This window comes from Chitinophaga sp. 22620 (genome assembly GCF_052044405.1).
GTDB lineage: Bacteria > Bacteroidota > Bacteroidia > Chitinophagales > Chitinophagaceae > Chitinophaga.
Genome location: NZ_JBQEMV010000001.1, coordinates 1,012,537 through 1,034,596, shown reverse-complemented (window position 1 = coordinate 1,034,596; position 22,060 = coordinate 1,012,537). Strand labels below are relative to the sequence as shown.

Annotated in this window: 13 protein-coding genes; 4 read left to right on the top strand and 9 right to left on the bottom strand. The window is 52.9% G+C overall.

Annotated elements, in window-relative coordinates; genetic code table 11:
* Positions 1-622: 622 nt before the first annotated feature.
* Positions 623-2,518, top strand: coding sequence for an ABC-F family ATP-binding cassette domain-containing protein (locus tag ACTJIK_RS04445; protein WP_440645145.1), 1,896 nt, complete (start codon positions 623-625; stop codon positions 2,516-2,518).
* Between the two features lie 13 nt (positions 2,519-2,531).
* Here the strand turns inward: ACTJIK_RS04445 and ACTJIK_RS04440 are convergent, their stop codons facing one another.
* Positions 2,532-3,497, bottom strand: a complete 966-nt coding sequence (locus ACTJIK_RS04440) for a class I SAM-dependent methyltransferase (RefSeq protein ID WP_440645144.1) — start codon at positions 3,495-3,497, stop codon at positions 2,532-2,534.
* 193 nt (positions 3,498-3,690) lie between these two features.
* Between ACTJIK_RS04440 and gmd the strand changes: the two genes are divergently transcribed.
* The 3 genes from gmd to ACTJIK_RS04425 all read left to right on the top strand — a co-directional run bounded on the left by gmd (position 3,691) and on the right by ACTJIK_RS04425 (position 6,970).
* Entirely contained in the window at positions 3,691-4,803 is a 1,113-nt protein-coding gene (gene gmd, locus ACTJIK_RS04435; RefSeq protein WP_440645143.1) for a GDP-mannose 4,6-dehydratase, read from the top strand.
* 7 nt (positions 4,804-4,810) lie between these two features.
* On the top strand, positions 4,811-5,731 hold the full coding sequence (gene fcl / locus ACTJIK_RS04430) for a GDP-L-fucose synthase (RefSeq protein WP_440645142.1): 921 nt from the start codon (positions 4,811-4,813) through the stop codon (positions 5,729-5,731).
* A 111-nt stretch (positions 5,732-5,842) separates the two neighbouring features.
* A complete protein-coding gene (locus tag ACTJIK_RS04425; protein WP_440645141.1) occupies positions 5,843-6,970 on the top strand; it encodes an acyltransferase family protein in 1,128 nt (375 codons plus the stop codon).
* A gap of 124 nt (positions 6,971-7,094) precedes the next feature.
* On the opposite strand, the gene ACTJIK_RS04420 is transcribed toward ACTJIK_RS04425, so the two are convergent.
* The 8 genes from ACTJIK_RS04420 to ACTJIK_RS04385 form a co-directional block, all read right to left on the bottom strand.
* Positions 7,095-8,504, bottom strand: a complete 1,410-nt coding sequence (locus ACTJIK_RS04420; RefSeq protein WP_440645140.1) for an RtcB family protein — start codon at positions 8,502-8,504, stop codon at positions 7,095-7,097.
* 4 nt (positions 8,505-8,508) lie between these two features.
* The gene (locus ACTJIK_RS04415; RefSeq protein WP_440645139.1) at positions 8,509-9,576 is read right to left on the bottom strand and encodes an AAA family ATPase; all 1,068 of its coding nucleotides are present in this window, start codon (positions 9,574-9,576) and stop codon (positions 8,509-8,511) included.
* Between the two features lie 607 nt (positions 9,577-10,183).
* Positions 10,184-10,750, bottom strand: coding sequence for a DinB family protein (locus ACTJIK_RS04410; RefSeq protein WP_440645138.1), 567 nt, complete (start codon positions 10,748-10,750; stop codon positions 10,184-10,186).
* Positions 10,751-11,313: 563 nt separating this feature from the next.
* Positions 11,314-13,536 carry a hypothetical protein gene (locus tag ACTJIK_RS04405; RefSeq protein ID WP_440645137.1) on the bottom strand — a complete coding sequence of 741 codons (2,223 nt, stop codon included), beginning with the start codon at positions 13,534-13,536 and terminating at the stop codon, positions 11,314-11,316.
* 7 nt (positions 13,537-13,543) lie between these two features.
* Positions 13,544-15,367 carry a transglutaminase-like domain-containing protein gene (locus tag ACTJIK_RS04400; RefSeq protein WP_440645136.1) on the bottom strand — a complete coding sequence of 608 codons (1,824 nt, stop codon included), beginning with the start codon at positions 15,365-15,367 and terminating at the stop codon, positions 13,544-13,546.
* A gap of 221 nt (positions 15,368-15,588) precedes the next feature.
* Positions 15,589-16,671: a PA0069 family radical SAM protein gene (locus ACTJIK_RS04395; RefSeq protein WP_440645135.1), complete on the bottom strand. Its 1,083-nt coding sequence runs from the start codon at positions 16,669-16,671 to the stop codon at positions 15,589-15,591.
* A 51-nt stretch (positions 16,672-16,722) separates the two neighbouring features.
* On the bottom strand, positions 16,723-18,501 hold the full coding sequence (locus ACTJIK_RS04390; RefSeq protein ID WP_440645134.1) for a MutS-related protein: 1,779 nt from the start codon (positions 18,499-18,501) through the stop codon (positions 16,723-16,725).
* Positions 18,502-18,606: 105 nt separating this feature from the next.
* The gene (locus tag ACTJIK_RS04385; protein WP_440645133.1) at positions 18,607-21,951 is read right to left on the bottom strand and encodes a methylmalonyl-CoA mutase family protein; all 3,345 of its coding nucleotides are present in this window, start codon (positions 21,949-21,951) and stop codon (positions 18,607-18,609) included.
* Positions 21,952-22,060 lie beyond the last annotated feature (109 nt).

Below are 22,060 nucleotides of genomic sequence, written 5' to 3'. Positions count from 1 at the left end.
TAAAACAGCATTAGAAAAATCACACAAAAGGAAGATAGCACAATCAAAAAAGTTTGCCTTATTTAGCATCAAGACGCTTTAAAGTCTTTCGCCATGATTGGTATTCTGCTCAACGCCCTCTGCATGGTAATTCTTATCCTAACTTGTACGTCATTAGCATGGGTGATGAAAAAATTTGGTAAATCAAACTAGATTGGGGTAAAACTTACTTTCCACGTCCCGCTCAGCTGAGCGGGATTTTTTTATTTCCGGGAACTGATCTGAATAAGGCAATAACTATAAAAACCAAACGCCCCCCGGAATCTCCGGGAGGCGTTTTTATCTTTTAAACCAGGGGGAACCAAACAAAAGATACTTAACTGATGGATAAAGGCCGTGCAAATGGGGCAAATCATGGGATGAAATACCTCCCCGCTCTCAGCACCGTTCTCCGCACAGGAAAGCACACACGCAATTATCTCAATTACGTCAGTTTCTTTTTCAATAAATTCAAATGATTATTGGACAGGTTCTCAATTCCCCGGGTATTCATAGTTTTTACTGGTGTAACATTTTCCTTTATGAATATACGAAATAAATACTGAAAAAAACCAATTTTAACAAAACAGGTTACCTTCGCACCATGCATTATGTTACAGTGGAAGGGCTTGCCAAATCGTACGGCATTACCCCCCTTTTTGAAAATATCTCCTTTCATATAGAAGAAGGCGACAAGATCGCCCTGGTGGCCCTCAACGGCACCGGTAAATCCACCCTCCTGAAGATACTCTGCGGCAAAGAAACCGCGGACGAGGGCAAGGTCTGGGTCCATAAAGACGTTACGGTTGTTATGCTGGAGCAATCCTCCAACTTCAAGGCACACCAGTCCGTTCTCGAAAACATCTTCGACCACGACCATCCCATCCTCAATGCCATCAAGGAATATGAGCACCTGACAGACAATGATGCCGAGCCGGACGCCGCCGCCCTCAATGCCGCCATCACCAAAATGGACGAGCTGAACGCCTGGCACTTCGACAGCAAGGTGAAACAGATCCTCGGCAAGCTCAATATCCACCACCTGGAGCAGCCCGTCGGCACGCTTTCCGGCGGCCAGCAGAAACGCGTTGCGTTGGCTAAAGTATTGATAGACATTGGTTTTGAGCATACACATACGCTCCTGATCATGGACGAACCAACCAATCACCTGGACGTTAGCATGATCGAATGGCTGGAAAACTACCTGGACCAGGAGAATGTAACGCTGCTGCTCGTTACCCACGACCGTTATTTCCTGGACAGCGTGTGCAACGAGATCATGGAGCTGGACAACTCCCAGCTCTACATCTACAAAGGCGATTACGAGAACTACCTCGAAAAAAAGGCCGCCCGGGAGGAATCAGACCGGTCCAGCACGGAAAAGGCCCGCAACGTTTACCGTAAAGAGCTGGAATGGATGCGCAAGCAGCCCAAGGCCCGCACCACCAAGTCCAAATCCCGGCAGGACGCTTTTTATGAAGTTAAAGAGCGCGCCGCCAAACGCATCGAGCAGCAGCAGCTGGAGCTGAACGTGAAAATGACCCGGCTGGGCGGCAAGATCCTGGAATTGAAGAAAGTTTACAAAGCCTATGGTAACCTCCAGATATTAAAAGGCTTCGATTATACCTTCAAAAAAGGCGAGCGCATAGGCGTGGTGGGTAAGAACGGCGTGGGTAAATCCACCTTCCTGAACATGCTCATGGGCACCGAAGCGGCCGATTCCGGGAAGATCAACGTTGGTGACACCGTCGTGTTCGGCAACTATTCACAACAGGGCCTGATCGTAAAAGAAGACATGCGGGTGATCGAATTCGTGAAGAACATCGCGGAGAACTTCCCCCTGGCAGACGGCACCAAGGTGAGCGCCGCCCAGTTCCTGCAACTCTTCCTTTTCAGCCCCGAAAAACAATACACTTACATCTCCAAGCTCAGCGGCGGGGAAAAACGCAGGCTTCACCTGCTGTCCATCCTCTTCCGCAACCCGAACTTCCTCATACTGGATGAACCGACCAACGACCTGGACCTGCCCACCCTCAGCATCCTGGAGGATTTCCTGCAAAGCTACCAGGGCTGCATCGTGATCGTAAGCCACGACCGGTATTTTATGGATAAGCTGGTAGACCACCTGTTCGTGTTCGAAGGAGACGGCGAAGTGCGCGACTTCCCGGGCAACTATACCCAGTACCGCGAATGGGAAAAAGACCAGGAAAAGCTGAAAACGCTTCCCGAGCCTGCCGCCGCACCTAAACCATCGGAAACGGACGCTCCCGCAGCCGCAAAAGGCCGCAAAATGTCTTTCAAGGAGAAACGGGAGCTGGAACTGCTGGAGAAGGAAATAGAGGCCCTGGAAGCTGAAAAAAAGCAGCTCAACGAACAGCTGGCTGCGGGCGTTCTCCCTTACGACCAGCTGCAAAAAGCTTCCAACCGCATCGGCGAGGTCATGGCGCTGCTGGATGAGAAAGGTATGCGCTGGCTGGAGCTCAGCGAGCTTTCCGCCTGACCCCCCAAGGAGTTTATCTTCTCCTGATCCAGAAAGAACCCGGCTCTCTGCCTGCCTGCTTTGCGAAAACGGGGCAGGCGGCGGCCATTTCATTCCTGTAATTGTGCCGCAGGTAATTCAGCGCCCCTATCACCTCGAATTTGTCATTCATGGAAAGGAAGGCTTCAAGGATGTATTGTTCATTCCACATAAAATGGTTTTCATACACCCATTTGTCAAGGTAATCCCTGGGACTGAAAATATCATGGATATGGACGATCACACCGCTATTTAACAGCGGCAACAGCGTAAGGTACTCGAACAATACATCTCCCTGCGGACGGATGATATGCGACGAATCGATGAACAGGATATCGCCCGCCTGCAATTGATTGAAAAAAACAGGATCGATATCCTCCACTTTTTTCCTGATGATCTTTGAGCTGAGCTTTTCAAGCCACGGCTGCTCGTAAGGTTCGATGCAGATATGCTCACATGCATAGCCGGCGTTTTCCGCCTTATTCTTTTGAATAGCGGCATATGCCATGAGGGTAGAGTTGCCGCTGCCGATCTCAATAAGCCGGGCCGGCCTGAAATGCCGGATGATATTATAAAGAATTTCAGAATCCCCGCTGCCAAATGTATGATTATCATAATAATACTCCAGTTCGCTCCTTCTCTCCTGCGGGAACTGATTCAATTCCTCGTTATACCGGAACTCCTTTAATAACTGAAGCTGTCCGGCTACATTAAAATCAATGCCAGGCAGCATCCTGTCTTCCCTTAGTGAAAAACGAAGGTGCTTACGCGGGTTGATCAACGGCTCATAATAGTGATCCCTTACCGGAAGCACCCCGACGCTCATGAAGATCTTTTCGCTGACGGGCGCATGTCCAAGCCCTATCCTGCAAATGAATTTGAACCACACGGCTGTGAGGTACGTAATGGGAGCCAATAAAATCTCAAATAGTCTGAAAAGAGGTTGTACTAATTTTCGCATATGGGGCCAGATTGTTAATCAAACAAATGTATTTAAAATATCTATATTATTTTCTACTATTGCTTACCTTGTCATAACTGGTTTATTCCCGGTTTCAGCCCTTCATCAGCCTTGTTTGAGCAAGCCGGGCAGGGCGAGCTTTCCGCTTGATTTTTAAATATTACTTTTGCCGGAATAATAAATATCCCATTCAATGAAAAAAGCATTAATCACAGGTATCACCGGGCAGGACGGTGCGTATTTAACCGAATTATTGCTGAAGAAAAATTACGAAGTGCACGGCATCAAGCGCCGCACCTCGCTTTTTAATACAGACAGGATAGACCACCTCTACCAGGATCCGCATGAGCAGAACGTGCACCTCAAGCTGCACTACGGCGACCTGTCGGATTCCACCAATATCATCCGCATTATCCAGGAAGTGCAGCCCGATGAAATATACAACCTCGGCGCCATGAGCCATGTGCAGGTGAGCTTCGAAACGCCGGAATACACGGCAGACGTGGATGGCGTGGGCACCCTCCGCATCCTGGAAGCCGTGCGCCTGCTGGGGCTTGCGCAGAAAACGAGGATCTACCAGGCTTCCACCTCGGAGCTGTACGGCCTGGTGCAGGAAGTGCCGCAGTCCGAAAAAACGCCCTTCTACCCGCGTTCTCCCTATGCCGTGGCCAAGATGTACGCTTACTGGATCACCGTGAACTACCGGGAAGCATATGATATGTTCGCCTGCAACGGCATCCTCTTCAACCACGAAAGCCCGCTGCGCGGCGAAACCTTCGTTACCCGCAAGATCACCCGCGGCGTGGCCAAAATAGCGCTCGGTATGCAGGATAAGCTTTTCATGGGCAACCTGGACGCCAAACGTGACTGGGGCCATGCAAAAGATTATGTAAAGGCCATGTGGCTTATCCTTCAGCAGAACAAGCCCGAAGACTATGTGATTGCCACCGGCATCACCAATACAGTACGCGATTTTATCCGTCTCAGCTTTGCCGAAGTAGGCGTGGAGCTTAGCTTTACCGGCAGCGGCGCAGATGAAAAAGGCATCGTCAAAACCAGCAACAACCCGGATTTCCCGTTGAAGCCCGGCCAGGAAGTAGTTGCGGTCGATCCGCGGTATTTCAGGCCGACGGAAGTAGACCTGCTCATTGGCGACCCCACTAAAGCGCAAACGCAGCTGCAATGGAAGCCCGAGTACGATCTGGCATCGCTCGTAAAAGAAATGGTAGCGGCCGATGTGGAGCTGTTCCGCCGCGAAAAGCTGCTGAAAGACGCGGGGTACAAAGTGTTAAACCAGTTTGAATAATTGACATATGCAGGTACAGGACAGGATATATATCGCAGGGCATCGCGGCATGGTAGGCTCGGCTATTAAAAGAAGGCTGGAGAAAGAAGGGTTCAACAACTTCATCACCCGCACCTCTTCGGAGCTGGATCTCCGCAACCAGGCCGCCGTGGAAGCTTTTTTCAAAGAAGAAAAGCCCGACCATGTATTTCTCGCCGCGGCAAAAGTGGGCGGCATTGTGGCGAACAACACCTACCGCGCCGAGTTCATCTACGATAACATGATGATCCAGAACAACGTGATCCACCACGCGTATGTGAACGGCGTTAAAAAACTGATGTTCCTCGGTTCTTCCTGCATCTATCCCAAGCTGGCGCCGCAGCCGCTGAAAGAAGAATACCTGCTCACCGGCCTGCTGGAACCCACCAACGAACCTTACGCGATCGCCAAGATAGCCGGCATCAAGCTGTGCGATGCATACCGCAGCCAGTACGGTGCAGACTTCATTTCCGTAATGCCCACCAACCTCTACGGCCCCAACGACAACTACGACCTGCAAACCTCTCATGTGCTGCCCGCCCTGCTGCGGAAGTTCCATGAGGCGAAAATAAACAAGGCCCCTGAAGTGACCATCTGGGGCTCCGGCACACCCCTCCGCGAGTTCCTGCATGCGGACGATATGGCGGATGCCTGCTATTTCCTCATGCAACGCTACAACGAACCCGGCCCGATCAATATCGGCGTGGGAGAAGACATCAGCATTGCAGACCTCGCCCGCCTCATTCAAAAGATCACCGGCTACGAAGGCAAGCTTTCTTTTGATGCTTCCAAGCCGGATGGTACGCCCCGCAAACTGATGGACGTGGGCAAACTGACCGCCCTGGGCTGGAAAGCCAGCATCCCGCTGGAAGAAGGCATCCGGAAAGTGTATGAGGAAAAATTCAGCTGATTTACCGCTCCAGCCTGAGCCCATAGCGGGTTCCTGGGTTTATCATCCCGTAAAAATTCCCCGCGATTGAATTTTTATAGTAGATTTAATGATAAACCTTGACCTTACTATATGAACCAAAATCAACGTTTTCTCTCCCTCGATGTGTTTCGCGGGCTCACAGTGGCTTGTATGATCCTGGTAAATACGCCAGGTAGCTGGAGCTACGTATACGAGCCTTTACGGCATGCCAAATGGCATGGCTGTACGCCCACCGATCTGGTATTCCCATTTTTCCTGTTTGCCGTAGGCAACGCCATGAGCTTTGCCATGAAGAAGTTCAGCACCATGAGCAATGCGCAGGTGCTGGGAAAGATATTCAAACGCACGGCGCTCATTTTCATCATCGGCCTGCTGCTGAACCTGTTCCCCTTCGTGAAATATGATGGCGACGGCAACATGGTCATGAAAGGTCTTGATACCCTCCGCATATTAGGCGTGCTGCAGCGCATAGCGCTCTGCTACGGCATCGGCGCGCTGCTGATCCATTACCTGAAACCAAGGGGCGCCTTTATTGCCACCTGTGCCCTGCTGCTCGGCTACTGGGCTGTGCTGTGGTTCTTCGGCGGCAGCGACCCCTACAGCCTCGAAGGGCATGTGGGATTGCAGGTAGACAAAGCCATCCTCGGTGAAAAACATATGTACCACGGCGAAGGCATTGCCTTTGATCCCGAAGGCCTGCTCAGCACCCTGCCCGCCGTCGGCAACGTGGTGTTCGGTTACCTGGTGGGCCGCTTTGTGCAGCAGAACCGCCAGAGCCGCAACATGCTATTGAAGCTGGTGCTGGCCGGTACGGCCATGGTGGCGACAGCGCTCCTCTGGAACGAAGTGTTCCCGATCAACAAAAAGATATGGACCAGCTCTTACGTGCTGTACACCGTGGGCATCGCCACCTTGCTCCTGTCTATTTTCATCTGGCTGATCGAGCTGAAAGGCATGCGTGCAGGTACTTATTTCTTTGAAGTGTTTGGTAAGAACCCCTTGTTCATTTACGTCATGAGCGGCGTGATCGTGAAGCTGTATTTCCTTTTCCGCATCGGCCCTGAGAATGAGAATTTGTACAGCTGGTTGTACAGTCATGTGTTCCAGCCTGCTTTCGGGGATTATCCCGGCTCTTTGCTGTTCGGGATCTTCCATGTGCTGATCCTCTGGCTGCTGGGCTGGTGGATGGACAGGCGGAAGATCTATATACGGGTGTAGATATAAAAATATTTTGAAAAGGCCGCTCATGGTGAGCGGCCTTTTTTTTGATGCTGAAACATACTTTCACAAAAGAAGCCGGCATCTGCATGCCGGCTTCTTGCTATAAAAATCCAAATCAGGCTTAATCCTCCGCAGGGCCGCCGTCTGCCATCCGTACGATCTTCGGGTGAAAAGTACCGATCACATCCACGAGCGCCGTTTGCGCAGCCATCACATCCGCGATGTTCTTATACGCGCCGGGCGCTTCGTCCAGCCCGCCGCCGATCAGGTGTACTTTGTGATCGGCCAGGATCTTCGTCAGCTCATGGCGGGTGAAGCTCTGGGTAGCTTTGCTCCGGCTCATCTGCCGCCCCGCTCCATGCGAAGCGGAATCCAGGGAAGCGCTTTCGCCGCGGCCGCGCACGATATAGCCGGGTGCGGTCATGGAGCCAGGGATAACCCCTAAAACTCCTTTCCCGGCGGGTGTAGCGCCTTTCCGGTGCACGATCAGCTCTTCACCATTATGAATCTCCTTCCAGGCGAAATTGTGATGGTTCTCCACTCTTGCCAGCAACGTGGCGCCCACAGCCCTGATCAGCCTCCGGTGTATCTGGTGATGGCAGGCGGATGCATAATCGCCCGCAAGGTTCATCGCCGTCCAGTATTCCTGCCCTTCTTCGGTATCCAGGCCCAGCCAGGCAAGGTGCTGTACTTCCCGCGGCAGCTGGCAGATCTCACGCGCCAGCTTGGTATAATGCCCCGCGATCTGCGCGCCCAGCCCACGCGAGCCGGAGTGCGACAGCAAACCCAGGTAGGTGCCGGGTTCCAGCCCAAATTCGTTGGCCGCATCTGTGATCTCCACCAGGCCCCATTCCACGAAGTGGTTGCCGGAACCGGATGTGCTCAGCTGCGCCGCGGCTTTGGCATGCAGGTGCTTCAGCAGCCCGATCTCGCCAAAGGCCGGGTGTTCCAGCACCTCATCGTCGATCCGCGGCTTCCATTCTTCCCCGGCACCAAAAACGGTACCGGCCTTCAGTTCCCTTTTGAATACTGAAGCCTGCTTTTCCAGCTGCAGGGGCGGAATGTCCAGGATGCTCAGGCACATCCTGCAGCCAATGTCTACTCCCACGCCATATGGGATCACAGCGTTCTTCACCGCCAGCACTCCGCCGATGGGCAGGCCGTAGCCCTGGTGCGCGTCCGGCATCAGCGCGCCGGCGGCGGTCACGGGCAGCCTCATGGCGTAGTCCATTTGCCTGATAGCGCCATCTTCAATGAACTGTTTACCATATACCGTATAAGGCATGGCTTCGGGATTGATGGCGATCTCAGTGGGCTCTTCCACGATCAGCTTATCCGCGATCTTCGAAAGCTGCTCTTCCTGCGTGAAGGAAGCCGGCGCTTCCAGCACCTGCCGGAGCAGCGCCAGTGCGGCTTCCTGTGTATAATGTTTATAATGTTGTTCCATGACGGTAATCGCCACGCTGATCACCGGCCCTTCCGGGTAACCGATGTTCCGCAGGTCTTTACCCCTTAATTTTAGCTTTGCCATGCTGTTAAGATTGCAGCGCAGCCCGGAAACCGATCTGCACTTTTGTTACTTCAAATGTCCTTTCGTGCTGATTGGTGATCTCAGCAATGCTCATGGGCCGGTTGACGACGGTGTCGAAGCCGAGGTGAGCGCTCAGGCGCTGTGCCTTTTGCACAGACAGTTCCCTGAACTCATACTGGGCTATCAGCCTGCCTTTACGCAGCAATGCGCCGTCTATTTTGGAGAGGGCGCTGTTAAAGGTACAGATAACCTGTACGTTCAAACAGTCTGCCAATAATCCGTCGGACAGGTTGAGCAGGTTGGAAACGGAGGAATTTTCCGTCTGCCCCCTGTCTGCCAGGATATTCTCCGCGTCTTCGATCACGAGCACGCTGTTGGGGTAACTCATCAGCAATTCAATGAATGAAGGGCCGGTTATCTCCTGTGCCACTACAGGCGGAAGAAAAAGCACGCGCTTTTTCAGCTTGCCCGTGAGGTGGCGCAGGTAGGTGGTCTTGCCCGTACCGGGCTTTCCGTGCAGCAACACCAGGCCCTTATCCTTACTGGTGTTGAGGCGTTTAAGGATGAGCCTGTCAATGTCCCCGAAATCGGATTCATAATACAGGTCCAGGTCCAGTTTGGTGCGTTTGATCTCCATACTACGCAGGGCCATGCTGCCACGGTCCTGCACTACTAGGTTGATCTCATGCGCTTTCCGTTTTTGTCTTTGCCGGAAAGCCTTCATGTTCTCTGTCAGTTCTTCCACCAGCGCCAGGTCGTTTTCGCTGTGCAGCATCTCCACGAAATTCGCGGCGAACACGAGGATCACCGGCGCGTCTTTCAGGATGATGATGATGCGGTCGTATTCGTACTGTTTATCGGAACGGTCGTAGTCCCGGTACGTATAGATATCCTCGATCCATGCGGCGCGGTTTTCTTTCATCCAAAGAAAAGCTTTCCTGAAATCCAGCTGGTAGATAGAGCTTACGCTCGGCATCTTCCGGTAGGTTTGCAGGTAAAGGGCTTGTGCGTCTATATAATAATCGTCGCACAGGTTAGCGTGCGCTACGATCTTTTGTAATTGTTTTTCCATCGTTTGGAATTTTCAGGCGCGCGGTGAACAACCCCATTCAAGGGTGTTCTTTCGCTCCTCGTTCTTTAATTGCATTTGCTGCTGCCGGGTGGGCGCACAAAATTTCTCCCGCGCCCGCGCAGGCGTCTCAGCGTGTTCCGGGATCGTGGTACGTGAAATGATTGCCTGCCCACGCCTCATGTATTTCCGGCACAATGCGCTGGCGGCCCGTCGGCCCGCAACAGGAAGTTCCGCTTCCAGCCACGCATGACTGGAGGGTGCAGGGGTACATAATTCATGTTATGTTGGAGTGCGGAAATTTTGTGCGGTTCCCGTTCAGGCTCCGGCAGCAGTTTCTCCCTGTCTTCCCGCAGCGCGCGTTTTTTTGCCCGCGGGGACCGTATGCGCAAGGATAGCCAGTAGTCCTTTTCCTGCGCCGTTGTCCAATAATCCATCATACCTGATGTTGTAGTGAGCGGATAACACCGCCAGGCGGTGATTTCTGTCCTGTTGGTATATGGATGTCAAACTCTTTTTCATGGTTGCTTCTTTAAAATAAGAGATAAAAAAAGCTCTCCCGCAGGGCGGGAGAGCCGGGTTGACTCTTTACCTCTTGCGTATCAAAAATTTATATCGCCACGGCGCGCTCCTCGAATTGGTCCTTCAATTCCCTCATCTGTGCGAGGTGGCGTTCTATGTGCCGGGTGAGGAAAAAGATATATTGGTATATATCCAGTTTCCCCAGGTTATTGACGGTCATCTCGGTTTTTACCAGCCTGCCTTCGCCGTTCTTCAGCAGGCTCAGGTTGTACATGCTCTGTGCGAACTGTTGCTTCAGGACGGACCTTACTTCATCCGGGCTCCTTTTGCCTGTGGGCTCCAGATGCGCGGGGTTTACCCATCCGAATGATTTGCTGCTCACGATCTCTATCTGCCGGAATTTTTCCTCGTAATCATGCGGCGGCATGATGATAAGTCCGTCCAGCTTACGTTCCAGCGCCCTGCGGGTGCTTTTATTAATGGTGAGTAACAAAAAATAATTGGTAAGGCTGATATGTTCCAGTACTTCACGGATGCTCCATTCATCCCGCCCGGGTTTAAAATGAAGCAGTACATTATCTTCTTTGAACCATTGGTCCAGTTCCCGGAAATTGTTTATCAGGGCCTCTCTTACAAATTGTACTACGTTTCTCATCGCTCTGTGTTTTTGGGGCAATCACTTTTACATAAAAGCCATTACCAGGTTATATAGATGTTCGGTTTATTTTCATTCCATTTTTTACAAAGATGTCCGGTTCATTCTTTTTCCACATCCGGCACTAAAAAAGCCCGGCCTGCTTTGCGTAGCGGACCGGGCTATATTCCTGATTTCAAACGTTTTTTCGTTTACATCAAAACATACCTTCTCCGCCGGGACCGTACCTTATAGCACTCCCCTGACGCTTTTGCCATGCATCGCTCTACAGACACTTTAATTATCAGTTCTTTATTCATCAGCACCATAAAAAAAGGGCCCCGCTTTGTCTGCGGGACCCTTCTGTTATATCTTTGGATAACTTTTGTCTTGTTAATACCAGTTATAACCTGCCCGCATGAGCTCAACCGCCTGCTTTTGCATGCGCTTTGAGACCTTCATCTTATATGTACAATTGCGTGACACTGATACTACTGTTTGTTTACGCAACAAAGGTAATTTTAATTTTTTTTCTTGCATAATTTTTCTCATTAAAAAATTGTTTCCTGCACAATTTTTTTTGATCAGGCCTTCTTCAACAGGATCTTCTGCTGCTGGAATGCTTCAGCCGCGTCTACCATTTCCAGCAACTGTGGCCACTTTGCGGCCGGAGCGAAGGCATTTTTATAGACCTTTTTCACGGTCAGGGTCAGCTTGCCTTCGGCCTGCCTGGCCGTCACGATGAAGCTGCCGCATTCATTGTCAATGTTCCGCTCCAGCTTGTCAGCCCCTTCCAGCGTGTATCCGGCGGGCACCAGGAACTCCAGGTTGTACTCGAAGGAACGGGCGAAAGGCATATAAATATCCGCCTTCCGCTCCCGCTGGGAGGGCTTGATGCTCATCTGCGGCCCGATCAGCCGGCCCGCATCTATAATATAATTGCTGCCGGCCTTTTTAATATACCCGTTCATGGTAAAGGCGGTATTGTAGGATATCTCGGGTTCGTTATGCCGCAGGCCCATTTTTAATACTTTGAACTTCTCCAGTTTCTCAGGCTCATTGTCGAACTGGTCCTTCACTTCTTCCAGGAACGATTCGCGTACGTCTTTCCTCGCTTTGTCGAAGGCATTGCGGTATTCGTCTGCCAGGGAGCGGTTCCTTTTGCTGTCCGCAAACTCTTCCATAAAGGATTGTTTGATGCCCAGGGCCTGGCGCTCCGCGTCATAATAGTCTTCGTACAATAGCAGCTTTTGTTGCAGGGGCAGCTTGAAATGCCCGCTGGCGCTGGATGTGCGGTCTATTTTCAGTTGTTGCAGGTCGCTGTCGCTGAAGCTGATCCGCATGTTCTCCACCTGGCGGTTCTGCCCGGGAGCGCTGTAGGGAATCTCTACATTGCCTTTAATGCTTTCGTCCCGCGGGCCGCCGCTCACCAGAGGGGCCTTCTGGCCCTCAAATTCACTGGGGATGTATTCAGTATTGGAAAAAATGCCCTCTGCGCTCATGTAAACCGGCTTTTTGCCCACGGTCTTCAGCATCACCCGGAAGTCGTCTGTTTCAAACACCTCGTTCTGGCCCGGACCATAGCGGGGAGTGGCCAGCACAAAATCCGCGTCTATGTCGTTCTTCACCAGCATATAATTTACGTAACGCAGAAAATTGCGCTCGCTGAGGCCGGCCCAGTTGCGCCGCTGGTCCACCACGATCTCGTCCTGCGGGTTCACGCGGTAAAGCCCCATGTAACGGATCAGGTAATAGATATAATGGGTCAGCTCTTCGTCGCTGGCGTTTTTGTTTTCTTTTTTGAAACGTTTCACATTGTCCCACACCACATCCAGGAAGGGCAGCGTAGACTTGGAGGTTTCATTGCGCATGTATACCAGTTCGGCTACAGCTTCGTCGCGGGTTTTGAGGGCATTGGGATTGCTGTAAATGGTGCCTTCCTTGCGGCGCCCCAGCTTTTCCCTTCTTGCCCCCACGCGGAGGTGCAGGCGCACCATGGGTATCTGCCTGAAAGGGTTCATCCAGAGCTTTACCGGCTGCGGCGGCACGTTTTTCACAAGCATGTCCAGCTGCATCATATGGTCCGCGATCTTCTGCTTGAAGTTGGGAGCGCCGTTCATGGTCCGGTATTCGAGGGCGAACACTTCTTCCCAGGCGGATACGTGCACGGAATATTCCAGCACCGGCTCTTCGTCCCCGAGCACAAACAGCTCCTCCGTATAAGCATTGGCATGGTTGATGAACCTTTCTTCCCGCACAAAATACTCGATCAGGTCGCCCACCTGCAGGTCAGGAATGGCCAGCTTGCGGGTTTTATGGCTCCGGCGGTTCACTTCCGTCACCACGGCCTCGTCTGAATATATTTCGCGGGTGCCGCCGGCTTTTTTAAAGATGCGCGCGCCCATGTAGGTCACTTTGGTCATTTTATCGAAAGGCTCCAGCGGGTACCAGCTGCTCAGGGATTCATATTGTTTGAAGGAGAATTCGGAATACTCTTCCAGTGCCGCTTTGTCGTTGATGGCTACCAGCACGCGGATGGTGCGGTGCAGCTCGCGGTCCTTGTCCGGCGTGGTCAGCTCAATGTGCTTGGCCAGCACCACCGCGGATTCTTTGGCGTATTCGGCAGGCACGGTCCGGTTCTTAAAACCAGCCTGCTTCCAGCCCCATATCTCTTCCTTTACTTCTGAAAGGCGTTTTTTGTATTTCACTTCAGCCCTGGCATCCCAGGCTTCCACTTTCCGTTCCTGCGCCATCATGCCTGTTATCAGCAACAGCAGGCAGATCAGTATGGCGATATACTTTTTCATAGGTGCTTTATTTTTTTGTAAGGGTTACTTGTTCGAGGTAGGACTGGCGCAGCTTTTTGATGTCGTTGTTCCAGCCGGAAAATTCCTTTTTCTCCAGGTGGGTGTTTTTGATGGTAAGCTCCTTCCGGTAGATCACCTTGTCCGCCTGCTGCTCGTAACCGGCTTTAAAAGCGTACTTCGGATGATCGATGCTGATGGCGGGCGGGAGCGATTTCACTTTATAGCCGGCGGGTATGGCCAGCGTGGTTTCCTGCACCAGCTGCCGTTTGAAGCTGAGCCAGAGGTCATGCTCGCGCAGCGTGGTGTCTATGTCGCCGTCTGCCATTTCCTTCCGGAAGTCCAGCTCTATGTACAGTTCGTCGCCGAAGTTGTTCACGGCGTCCTTATGCTGAAGATCATACTGGATGGTCATGTCTTTACTCCAGTCGTGCAGGTCGGAGGTTTTAACTGCTGAAACGGCATAGAGGCGGTTTTCTTTGGTGAGGAATTCCTGGAGGGCCTCTTCAAGCTTACCCTTCCTGATCTGGTGTGCCTGGGTGAGCATGTATTCGGTGCATTCGCCGGTATAACGATGGTCTACGGTTCCCACAAGGTTATTGCCTTCCACACGTAGCGTTCGTTTTTCCACCTGGCGGTTCTGCTCGAAGGTACGGGCGGGTATTTTGGAAAGGGTGTACTGGTCGCCGTTCTCGATCAGCACCTGCCGGCCCTGGATGCGCTCGGCGTATTGATCGAACCCGATATAGGTTTCGGTGGCGTCCAGGAAGTATTGTTTGCCTTTGAGGTTCACGGCGCAGATCATGTGGTTGTCTACTGAAAGCGTGGGCGTGGAGTAGTCGTATGCGATGTGCCTTGTGCCGATCCAGCAGAGGCGTGCGTCGAGACCGAGGGCTGTGAGCATTTCCCTGGTGAGGTTAGCCATGCCTTTGCAGTCGCCGTATTTTTTTTGCAGCACGTCCTGCGCTTTGGCGGGGCGGAAGCCTGCAATACCGTCTTCAAACGCGATGTAGCGGATGTTTTCCTGCACCCAGGTGTAGATGGCTTTTATTTTTTCGAGGTCGTCCGTTTTGTCTTTCGTGATACTGAGCGCGGTGGTTTTGATGGCGGCGGGATCGTTGCCGATGTCTTTCACCAGGCTGCGGTACCAGGCGTACAGGTCGTTTACGCTGCCGAAATAGGTCACTTTACCGGCGGGCGTTTCAGCGGCATGACTTACCACGAGCAGATGCGGGTAAATATAGCTGGGGCCAGGGGCGTTGGGCTCGGGTTTGGAAGGTTTAACAGCTTTGGCCGTATACGTATATATGTCAGCGTTACTCTTTTCGTCAAAGGTTTTGGCAGACTTCACGCCTTGGTTGCCGAAGTTCATTTCTTTGATCTCCAGCTTCATCCAGCGGGGCACTACGAGCGTTACTTCTTTTTGTTCCTGGAAGAATTCTTCCTGGAAGAACACGGTAGTGAAATAACGCGGGTCCAGCACGGTCTTTTCCAGCTCCACTTTGCTCTCGGTCCCTTTTTTTTCCAGCGGGAGCATGAAGCCGCAGATACGGGCGTCGGAATAAAAGAAACCTTCAATGGAGTGATAGCCGTGTTCCACCTTCACTTTCATGCGATCGCCGTTCACATAGGCTTTCACTTCATCCACGCGGCTGTAGTCGTCGTAAAATTCCACGATGGGAATGGAGCCGCGGTATTCGTCGCAGCGGTAAAAAGTAGTGAAGGATTGTTTCACCCATACCGGGTGTTTCTCATCGCCTTTAACGAACTCGTAGCGTTCTTTCCTCTCGCGGATAACGATGTTCTTGTTTTCTTCGAAGGCGGTGGCATTCACCAGGTTTCCCGTAATAACACGCTTATCCTCAGCCTTTCCCGGAGGCAGTGTAGCCCCAGAAGCCAGGGCAGACAGGGATAATCCACAAAGTATTACATTGAGACACAGGCACTTACGACTGTATTGCATAGATCAATAGGTATAAGGAACATAAAGATACAAATATATACCATATGTTATGCCCTCATGTCCACCTAAAAAATCATGCTTTTTTATTTTTCCTAAAACAGTCTCAGCTGGCTGTTCGGTCTTTGAAACAACCCGGTATTAAACTCGAATTTTTCCTGGTTCATTCCTAACCGCTTGGTCTGCAACCTGAACTGCTGGCGGATCAGCTCCGCAATATTCCCTTCCCCGCGCATCCTCCTGCCGAAATCGCTGTCGTTCACCTTGCCGCCATGCATGCTTTCCACCAAATGCCAGACCTTATCAGCCCTGTCAGGGAAGTTCTTATATAACCAGTCGTTGAAAATGATCTTCACCGCATCATTCAATCTCACCACGGTATACCCCGCGAACTTTGCCCCGTTCGCCGAAGCCTGTTCCAGCAGCCGCGGTATCTCATGATCGTTCAGGCCGGGTATGATGGGCGCCGTCATCACCCCTACTGGAATACCCAGTTCCGACAATTCCCGCACCACTTTCAGGCGCTGCAACCCTGTAGCCGTACGTGGCTCCATCTTCTGCCGCAGGTCTTCCTGCAGGGTGGTAAGCGATACATACACGCACACCAGGTTATGCTCCGCCATTTTTTGCAGGATGTACTTATCCCGCAGCACAAGGGAATTCTTGGTGATGATGCCCACCGGCTGGCGGTATTCCCAGGCCACTTCCAGCAGCTGCCGCGTTAGCCACATCTTTCTTTCCAGCGGCTGGTAACAATCCGTATTACCGGAAAGGGAGATCGGTTTGGGAACCCAGTTCTTGTTGTTGAGGAATTTTTTGAGCAGCTCCGGCGCATTGCTCTTCGCAATGATCTTCCGTTCAAAATCAAGCCCGGCGCTGAAACCCCAATACTGGTGAGTGTTGCGCGCATAACAGTAAATGCAGCCGTGCTCGCATCCCTGGTAAGGATTCATCGAGTACCACATGCCGACATCCGGGCTATCCACCTTGTTCACAATATTCTTCGCATGCTCCTCGAAGATCTGCGTGGGAACATCAGCCTGCCACCATTCGTCGATGCCCTCGGGATGCTCCTTGGCATACTCTTCGGCCAGGTACTTGTTCTTCGGATTGACCTGTGCGCCGCGACCTTTATAGTAAGGGTTTCCAGATGCGTTGTCGCTAAAAGGGAGCGTCATTTGCACTAATTATTTTAGTAAAAATACTAAATAAATTAGTACTGACAAATTTTAAATGATCTCCATCTGCTTCATCAGGAAAGTCGCGTTTTTGTTGCGGGCCACGCCGGGGCGCATACGGTAGTCGAAGTGGAGTTGGCCATTGTCCAGGCTGCTTTCGAAGCAGTAATTACGGATCTGCTGCGGGTATTCCTGCTCCAGCCCGCCCAGCTCAAGGTCGTGCGTCGCGATCATGCCCAGGCAGCGGTATTGCAGGAAATGACGGATCAGCTCGCGGGAGCCCGCCAGCTTATCTTCCGAATTGGTGCCTTTTAGTATCTCGTCCAGGATAATAAACACCTGCTGCCCGCTCTTCAGCACCTGGATGATATGCTGCAGCCGCAGCAGCTCCGCCTGGAAATAGGAAGTATGCCGCGCAATAGAATCCTTGATCCGCATAGAAGTCATGATCCGCAAAGGGTTGCAGGTAAAGGACGCCGCGCACACCGGCGCGCCCGCCATCGCCAGCAGCCAGTTCACCCCCACGCTCCGCAGAAAAGTGCTTTTGCCGGACATATTGGAGCCGGTAATGATGTGAAACTGCTCCCCGTTCCCGATGCTGCAGTCATTCACCACGCATTCCCCTTCAGGAATCAGCGGATGGCCTACCGCTTTCCCGGAAACACCCGGCTGCTCGCTGATCTCGGGATAAGTATAGTTAGGATGATTGAAGGCAAACGTGGCCAGGCTGTTCGCCGTTTCCACCTGCGCAATCACTTCCAGCCATTCTTCCACATCCAGCCTGTGCTCCGATTTCCAGCGCTCCAGGCGGAATATGCAATGGATCTCGTACAGGATGAGGGAGTTGAGCGCCAGCCCCACCAGCAGGTTCAGCCGTTGGTCCAGCATGTTGCTGATGGCCGCCAGTTTGTGCAGCGACTTATCCGCCTCGGCGGCGGTTTGCTGCCGCGCTTCCAGCCAGGCCGCGCCTTTCCAATCCTCCTGCCTGATCATCCGCAACAGCACGGCGAACTTCTTCAGCAATTGTTCTTTATTAGACAGCAGCTGGTGCTGCGCATTCACTTTTTTTACATTGCCGAGCAGGATCATCCAGTTCACAAACATACCCAGCAGCATGGGGACATAATTGCCGCTGTAAATGTAAAACCCGATGGCAAGGATCACCAGCGCCGGCATCACGTACGCCGCTATGCGCAAGGTATTCCGGTGAAGGAACTCCAGCGGCGCCTCTTTCCACAAACGTATCTCTTTCACATCATCCGCGCCTTCTTTCGCCAGCCGGGCATGGGCCGTGTACAGCTGCCGGAACTCAAGGCTCCCGCTCAGCTTGCGCACGGCTTCCTGCATGGCCTTTATCTCTGCGCTGCTTTGCAATGGCTTCTGCAGCCAGCCCGCCAGGAAATGTTTCCCGGTAAGGGTGCCGGTCCTGTTCAGGTATTGAAAAAGAGAGGAGCGGCCAAACACATCCAGGTCGCCGGTATAATCGTGCTGATCGTTGATGAACTCTTCGCCGTTCTCAAAATCCGCCACATGATCGGTCACTACGCGCAACTCTTTTTGGTTGAGCATCAGCAGCGCCTGCAACAGCGCTTGCTGGTCTTTACTGCGCTGATACAGCACCAGGCTCCGTACAAAACCCGCTATCAGCACAAAACAGGCCAGCAGCCATGCCGCCTGGAAATCCTGCAGGAAGTACTGGATCCCGGAAAACAGGATGCCAAGAAAAAAGAGAAGCCTGGCCAGGCTGAGCAGTTTCAGGCGGCTGTCCGTCTGCGAAAGCTGCCGGGAAAGATCGTCTATCCTTTGCTGGTAAATGGTTGCCGTTTGCATTCCGGCAAGATACGCGAAATGGAAAAACAGCCGCGTCATTTTTCACAGGCATGAGAAAAAAAGGGCCGGCCACACGGGCCAGCCCTTCTTATCATGAATGCTGTTTTACATATTCCTGCGGTACTGCCCGCCCACTTCGTACAGGGCGTGCGTGATCTGCCCGAGACTGCAATACTTCACGGTTTCCATCAATTCTTCAAACAGGTTTCCGTTCCGCACAGCCACGGCCTGCAAGGCTTTCAGCTTCTCCGCCCCATGGTCCGAATGCCTTTCCTGGAACGCCTGGAGCGTGGTGATCTGGAATTCTTTTTCCTCTTTGGTGGAACGGATCACTTCCGCCGGGATGATGGTGGGGGATCCGTTCTTATTGAGGAAAGTATTCACCCCGATGATGGGAAACTCTCCCGAATGTTTCAGCGATTCGTAGTACAGGCTTTCTTCCTGGATCTTATTGCGCTGGTACATCCTTTCCATAGCGCCCAGCACTCCGCCGCGTTCGGTGATGCGGTTGAACTCCGCCAGCACGGCTTCTTCCACCAGGTCCGTCAGTTCTTCGATGAAGAAGCTGCCCTGGTTGGGATTCTCGTTCTTCGCGGTGCCCAGCTCCCGGTTGATGATCAGCTGGATGGCCATGGCCCTGCGCACGCTTTCTTCGGTGGGCGTGGTAATGGCCTCGTCGTATGCATTGGTGTGAAGGGAGTTGCAGTTGTCGTAAATGGCGTACAGCGCCTGCAGGGTGGTGCGGATGTCGTTAAAGTCGATCTCCTGCGCGTGCAGGCTCCGCCCCGAGGTCTGGATATGATATTTCAGTTTCTGCGAACGGTCGTTGCCTTTGTATTTGTTCCTGATCGCCTTTGCCCAGATCCTTCTCGCCACGCGGCCTATCACGGCATATTCCGGGTCCATGCCGTTGCTGAAGAAGAAAGAAAGGTTCGGCGCAAAGTCGTCTATATGCATGCCTCGGCTCAGGTAATATTCCACGTAAGTGAAACCGTTCGCCAGGGTAAACGCAAGCTGGGTGATGGGATTGGCGCCCGCTTCGGCGATATGGTAACCTGAAATGCTGACGGAATAAAAGTTCCGCACCTTACGGTGGATGAAATATTCCTGCACGTCGCCCATCAGTTTCAGGGCGAACTCGGTGGAGAAGATGCAGGTGTTCTGCGCCTGGTCTTCTTTCAGGATATCCGCCTGCACGGTGCCGCGCACGGTGCTCAACGCATGCGCTTTTATTTTTTCATACACTCCGGGCTCCAGCACATCGCTGCCTGAAACGCCCAGCAGGCGCAGGCCCAGGCCATTGTTGCCATGTGGCAGGCCGCCGCTGTAATGCGGCAGGGGATGATCTTTGAATTTCTTTTTGATGATAGCGTCCACCTTTTCTTCGAGCCCGTGCTGCGCGATGTATTTCTCACATTCCTGGTCGATGGCGGCGTTCATGAAAAACGCCAGCAGGATCGGCGCCGGACCGTTGATGGTCATAGACACGGAGGTCTTCGGATCGCAAAGGTCGAAACCGCTGTAGAGCTTTTTCGCATCGTCTACCGTGGCAATGCTCACGCCGGAGTTGCCGATCTTCCCGTAGATGTCGGGGCGGTAAGCAGGGTCTTCACCATAAAGCGTCACACTGTCGAATGCCGTGGAAAGCCGCTTTGCCGGCTGGTCTACAGACACGTAGTGGAAACGTTTATTGGTGCGCTCCGGCCCTCCTTCTCCCGCGAACATGCGCGTGGGGTCTTCGCCTTCGCGCTTCAGCGGGAACACGCCAGCGGCGTAGGGGAATTCTCCCGGCAGGTTTTCCATGAGCTGCCAGCGCAGGATGTCGCCCCAGTCTTTGAACTGCGGCAGGGACACCTTCGGGATGCGGGTATGGGAAAGGCTTTCGGAATACAGCGGCAGCTTGATGGTTTTATCTCTTACCTGGAAAGCGTAATGATCTGCTTTGTACTTCTCCAGCAACGCCGGCCAGCCGGTGATCAGCGCTTTATTTTCAGGCGTGAGCTGCGTTTGCAGGTGCTGGCTGATATTTTTCAGCTCGTCCGCATGCTGGAGGCCGGGCACCTGCAGCACGCCTTCCACCTGGTACCATTGGGTGGCGATCGCGCATTGCTCATTCACCCAGGCGCGGTATTCTTCAATGCCGGCGGCTATTTCAGACAGGTATCGCACACGGGCGGGCGGAATGATGAGCGATTTGGTGGAAGTGGCGGTAACGGGCTTATCCGGTTTATCGTCCCCGAAATGCACATCCGTTTTTTCGGCAATGCGGTGCATGAGGCGGCCAAACAGCTGGTTCACACCGGGATCGTTGAACTGCGAAGCGATGGTGCCCACCACCGGCAGGTCGTCATCTTTCGCCTCCCAGAGGCCGTTGTTGCGTTTGTATTGTTTGCGCACATCATGCAGGGCATCGAGCGCGCCGGCTTTGTCAAATTTATTGATGGCGATCAGGTCCGCATAATCGAGCATATTGATCTTTTCCAGCTGCGATGCGGCGCCGTATTCGGGCGTCATCACGTAGAGCGACACATCGCAGTAATCCACGATGGCGGTATCGCTCTGGCCGATGCCGGAGGTTTCGAGGATGATGAAATCGAACTTCGCGGCTTTGCAGATGTCGATGGCTTCCTGGATGTGCAGGCTGATGGCTTTATCGCTTTCGCGGGTGGCCAGCGAGCGCATGTAGGCGCGCGGGTGGTGGATGCTGTTCATGCGGATGCGGTCTCCCAGCAGGGCGCCGCCCGTTTTTTTCTTGGAAGGGTCCACGGAAATGACGGCCACGGTGCGGTTGTCATATTCATGGAGGAAACGGCGTACCAGCTCATCCGTCACGCTGCTCTTACCGGCGCCGCCGGTGCCGGTGATGCCGAGCACCGGGCTCTTGCGGGAAGCAAGTATCTTCAGGTCTTCCAGCTGCCCGTTCATGGCGAAGTTCTCCGCGTATGTGATGGCCCTGGCTATTTCGGGCGTATCATCCTTGGTCAGTTTTTCAGGGCTCAGTTTCCATTCGCCCTGCTTCACGGTCTCAAAATCACATTGCCTGATCACGTCTTCTATCATGCCACCGAGGCCAAACTTCCGCCCGTCGTCAGGCGAATAGATGCGTGTGATACCGTAAGCATGCAGCTCTTCTATTTCGGAAGGGAGGATGGTGCCGCCCCCGCCGCCGAAGATGCGGATGTGGCCGCAGCCCCGTTCCTTCAGCAGGTCGTACATGTACTTGAAAAATTCGATGTGGCCGCCCTGGTAGGAGGTGACGGCAATGCCCTGCGCATCTTCCTGTACGGCACAGTCCACGATCTCGGCCGCTGAACGGTTATGCCCGAGATGGATCACTTCGGCGCCGGTGCTCTGCATAATGCGGCGCATAATGTTGATGGCCGCGTCGTGACCGTCGAAAAGGGCGGCCGCGGTTACTATTCGTACTTTGTGTTGTGGTGTATAAGACATTGGTTTGAGCTGCTTTTTTCCGGATGCCTGCATATGGCGGGCAAGCATGCAAGATACGAAAATAGCGCTGCTGGCGGCGGGCGGGACGATATTTGAATCGGTGCAAGCA

What these genes read in the sequence shown, in the direction of transcription:
- gmd (WP_440645143.1), top strand. Translation starts at nt 3,691, where the DNA reads ATGAAAAAAGCATTAATCACAGGTATCACCGGGCAGGACGGTGCGTAT.
- ACTJIK_RS04395 (WP_440645135.1), bottom strand. Translation starts at nt 16,671, where the DNA reads ATGACGCTCCCTTTTAGCGACAACGCATCTGGAAACCCTTACTATAAA.
- ACTJIK_RS04445 (WP_440645145.1), top strand. Translation starts at nt 623, where the DNA reads ATGCATTATGTTACAGTGGAAGGGCTTGCCAAATCGTACGGCATTACC.
- ACTJIK_RS04425 (WP_440645141.1), top strand. Translation starts at nt 5,843, where the DNA reads ATGAACCAAAATCAACGTTTTCTCTCCCTCGATGTGTTTCGCGGGCTC.
- fcl (WP_440645142.1), top strand. Translation starts at nt 4,811, where the DNA reads ATGCAGGTACAGGACAGGATATATATCGCAGGGCATCGCGGCATGGTA.
- ACTJIK_RS04385 (WP_440645133.1), bottom strand. Translation starts at nt 21,951, where the DNA reads ATGTCTTATACACCACAACACAAAGTACGAATAGTAACCGCGGCCGCC.
- ACTJIK_RS04440 (WP_440645144.1), bottom strand. Translation starts at nt 3,497, where the DNA reads ATGCGAAAATTAGTACAACCTCTTTTCAGACTATTTGAGATTTTATTG.
- ACTJIK_RS04415 (WP_440645139.1), bottom strand. Translation starts at nt 9,576, where the DNA reads ATGGAAAAACAATTACAAAAGATCGTAGCGCACGCTAACCTGTGCGAC.
- ACTJIK_RS04420 (WP_440645140.1), bottom strand. Translation starts at nt 8,504, where the DNA reads ATGGCAAAGCTAAAATTAAGGGGTAAAGACCTGCGGAACATCGGTTAC.
- ACTJIK_RS04390 (WP_440645134.1), bottom strand. Translation starts at nt 18,501, where the DNA reads ATGCAAACGGCAACCATTTACCAGCAAAGGATAGACGATCTTTCCCGG.
- ACTJIK_RS04405 (WP_440645137.1), bottom strand. Translation starts at nt 13,536, where the DNA reads ATGAAAAAGTATATCGCCATACTGATCTGCCTGCTGTTGCTGATAACA.
- ACTJIK_RS04410 (WP_440645138.1), bottom strand. Translation starts at nt 10,750, where the DNA reads ATGAGAAACGTAGTACAATTTGTAAGAGAGGCCCTGATAAACAATTTC.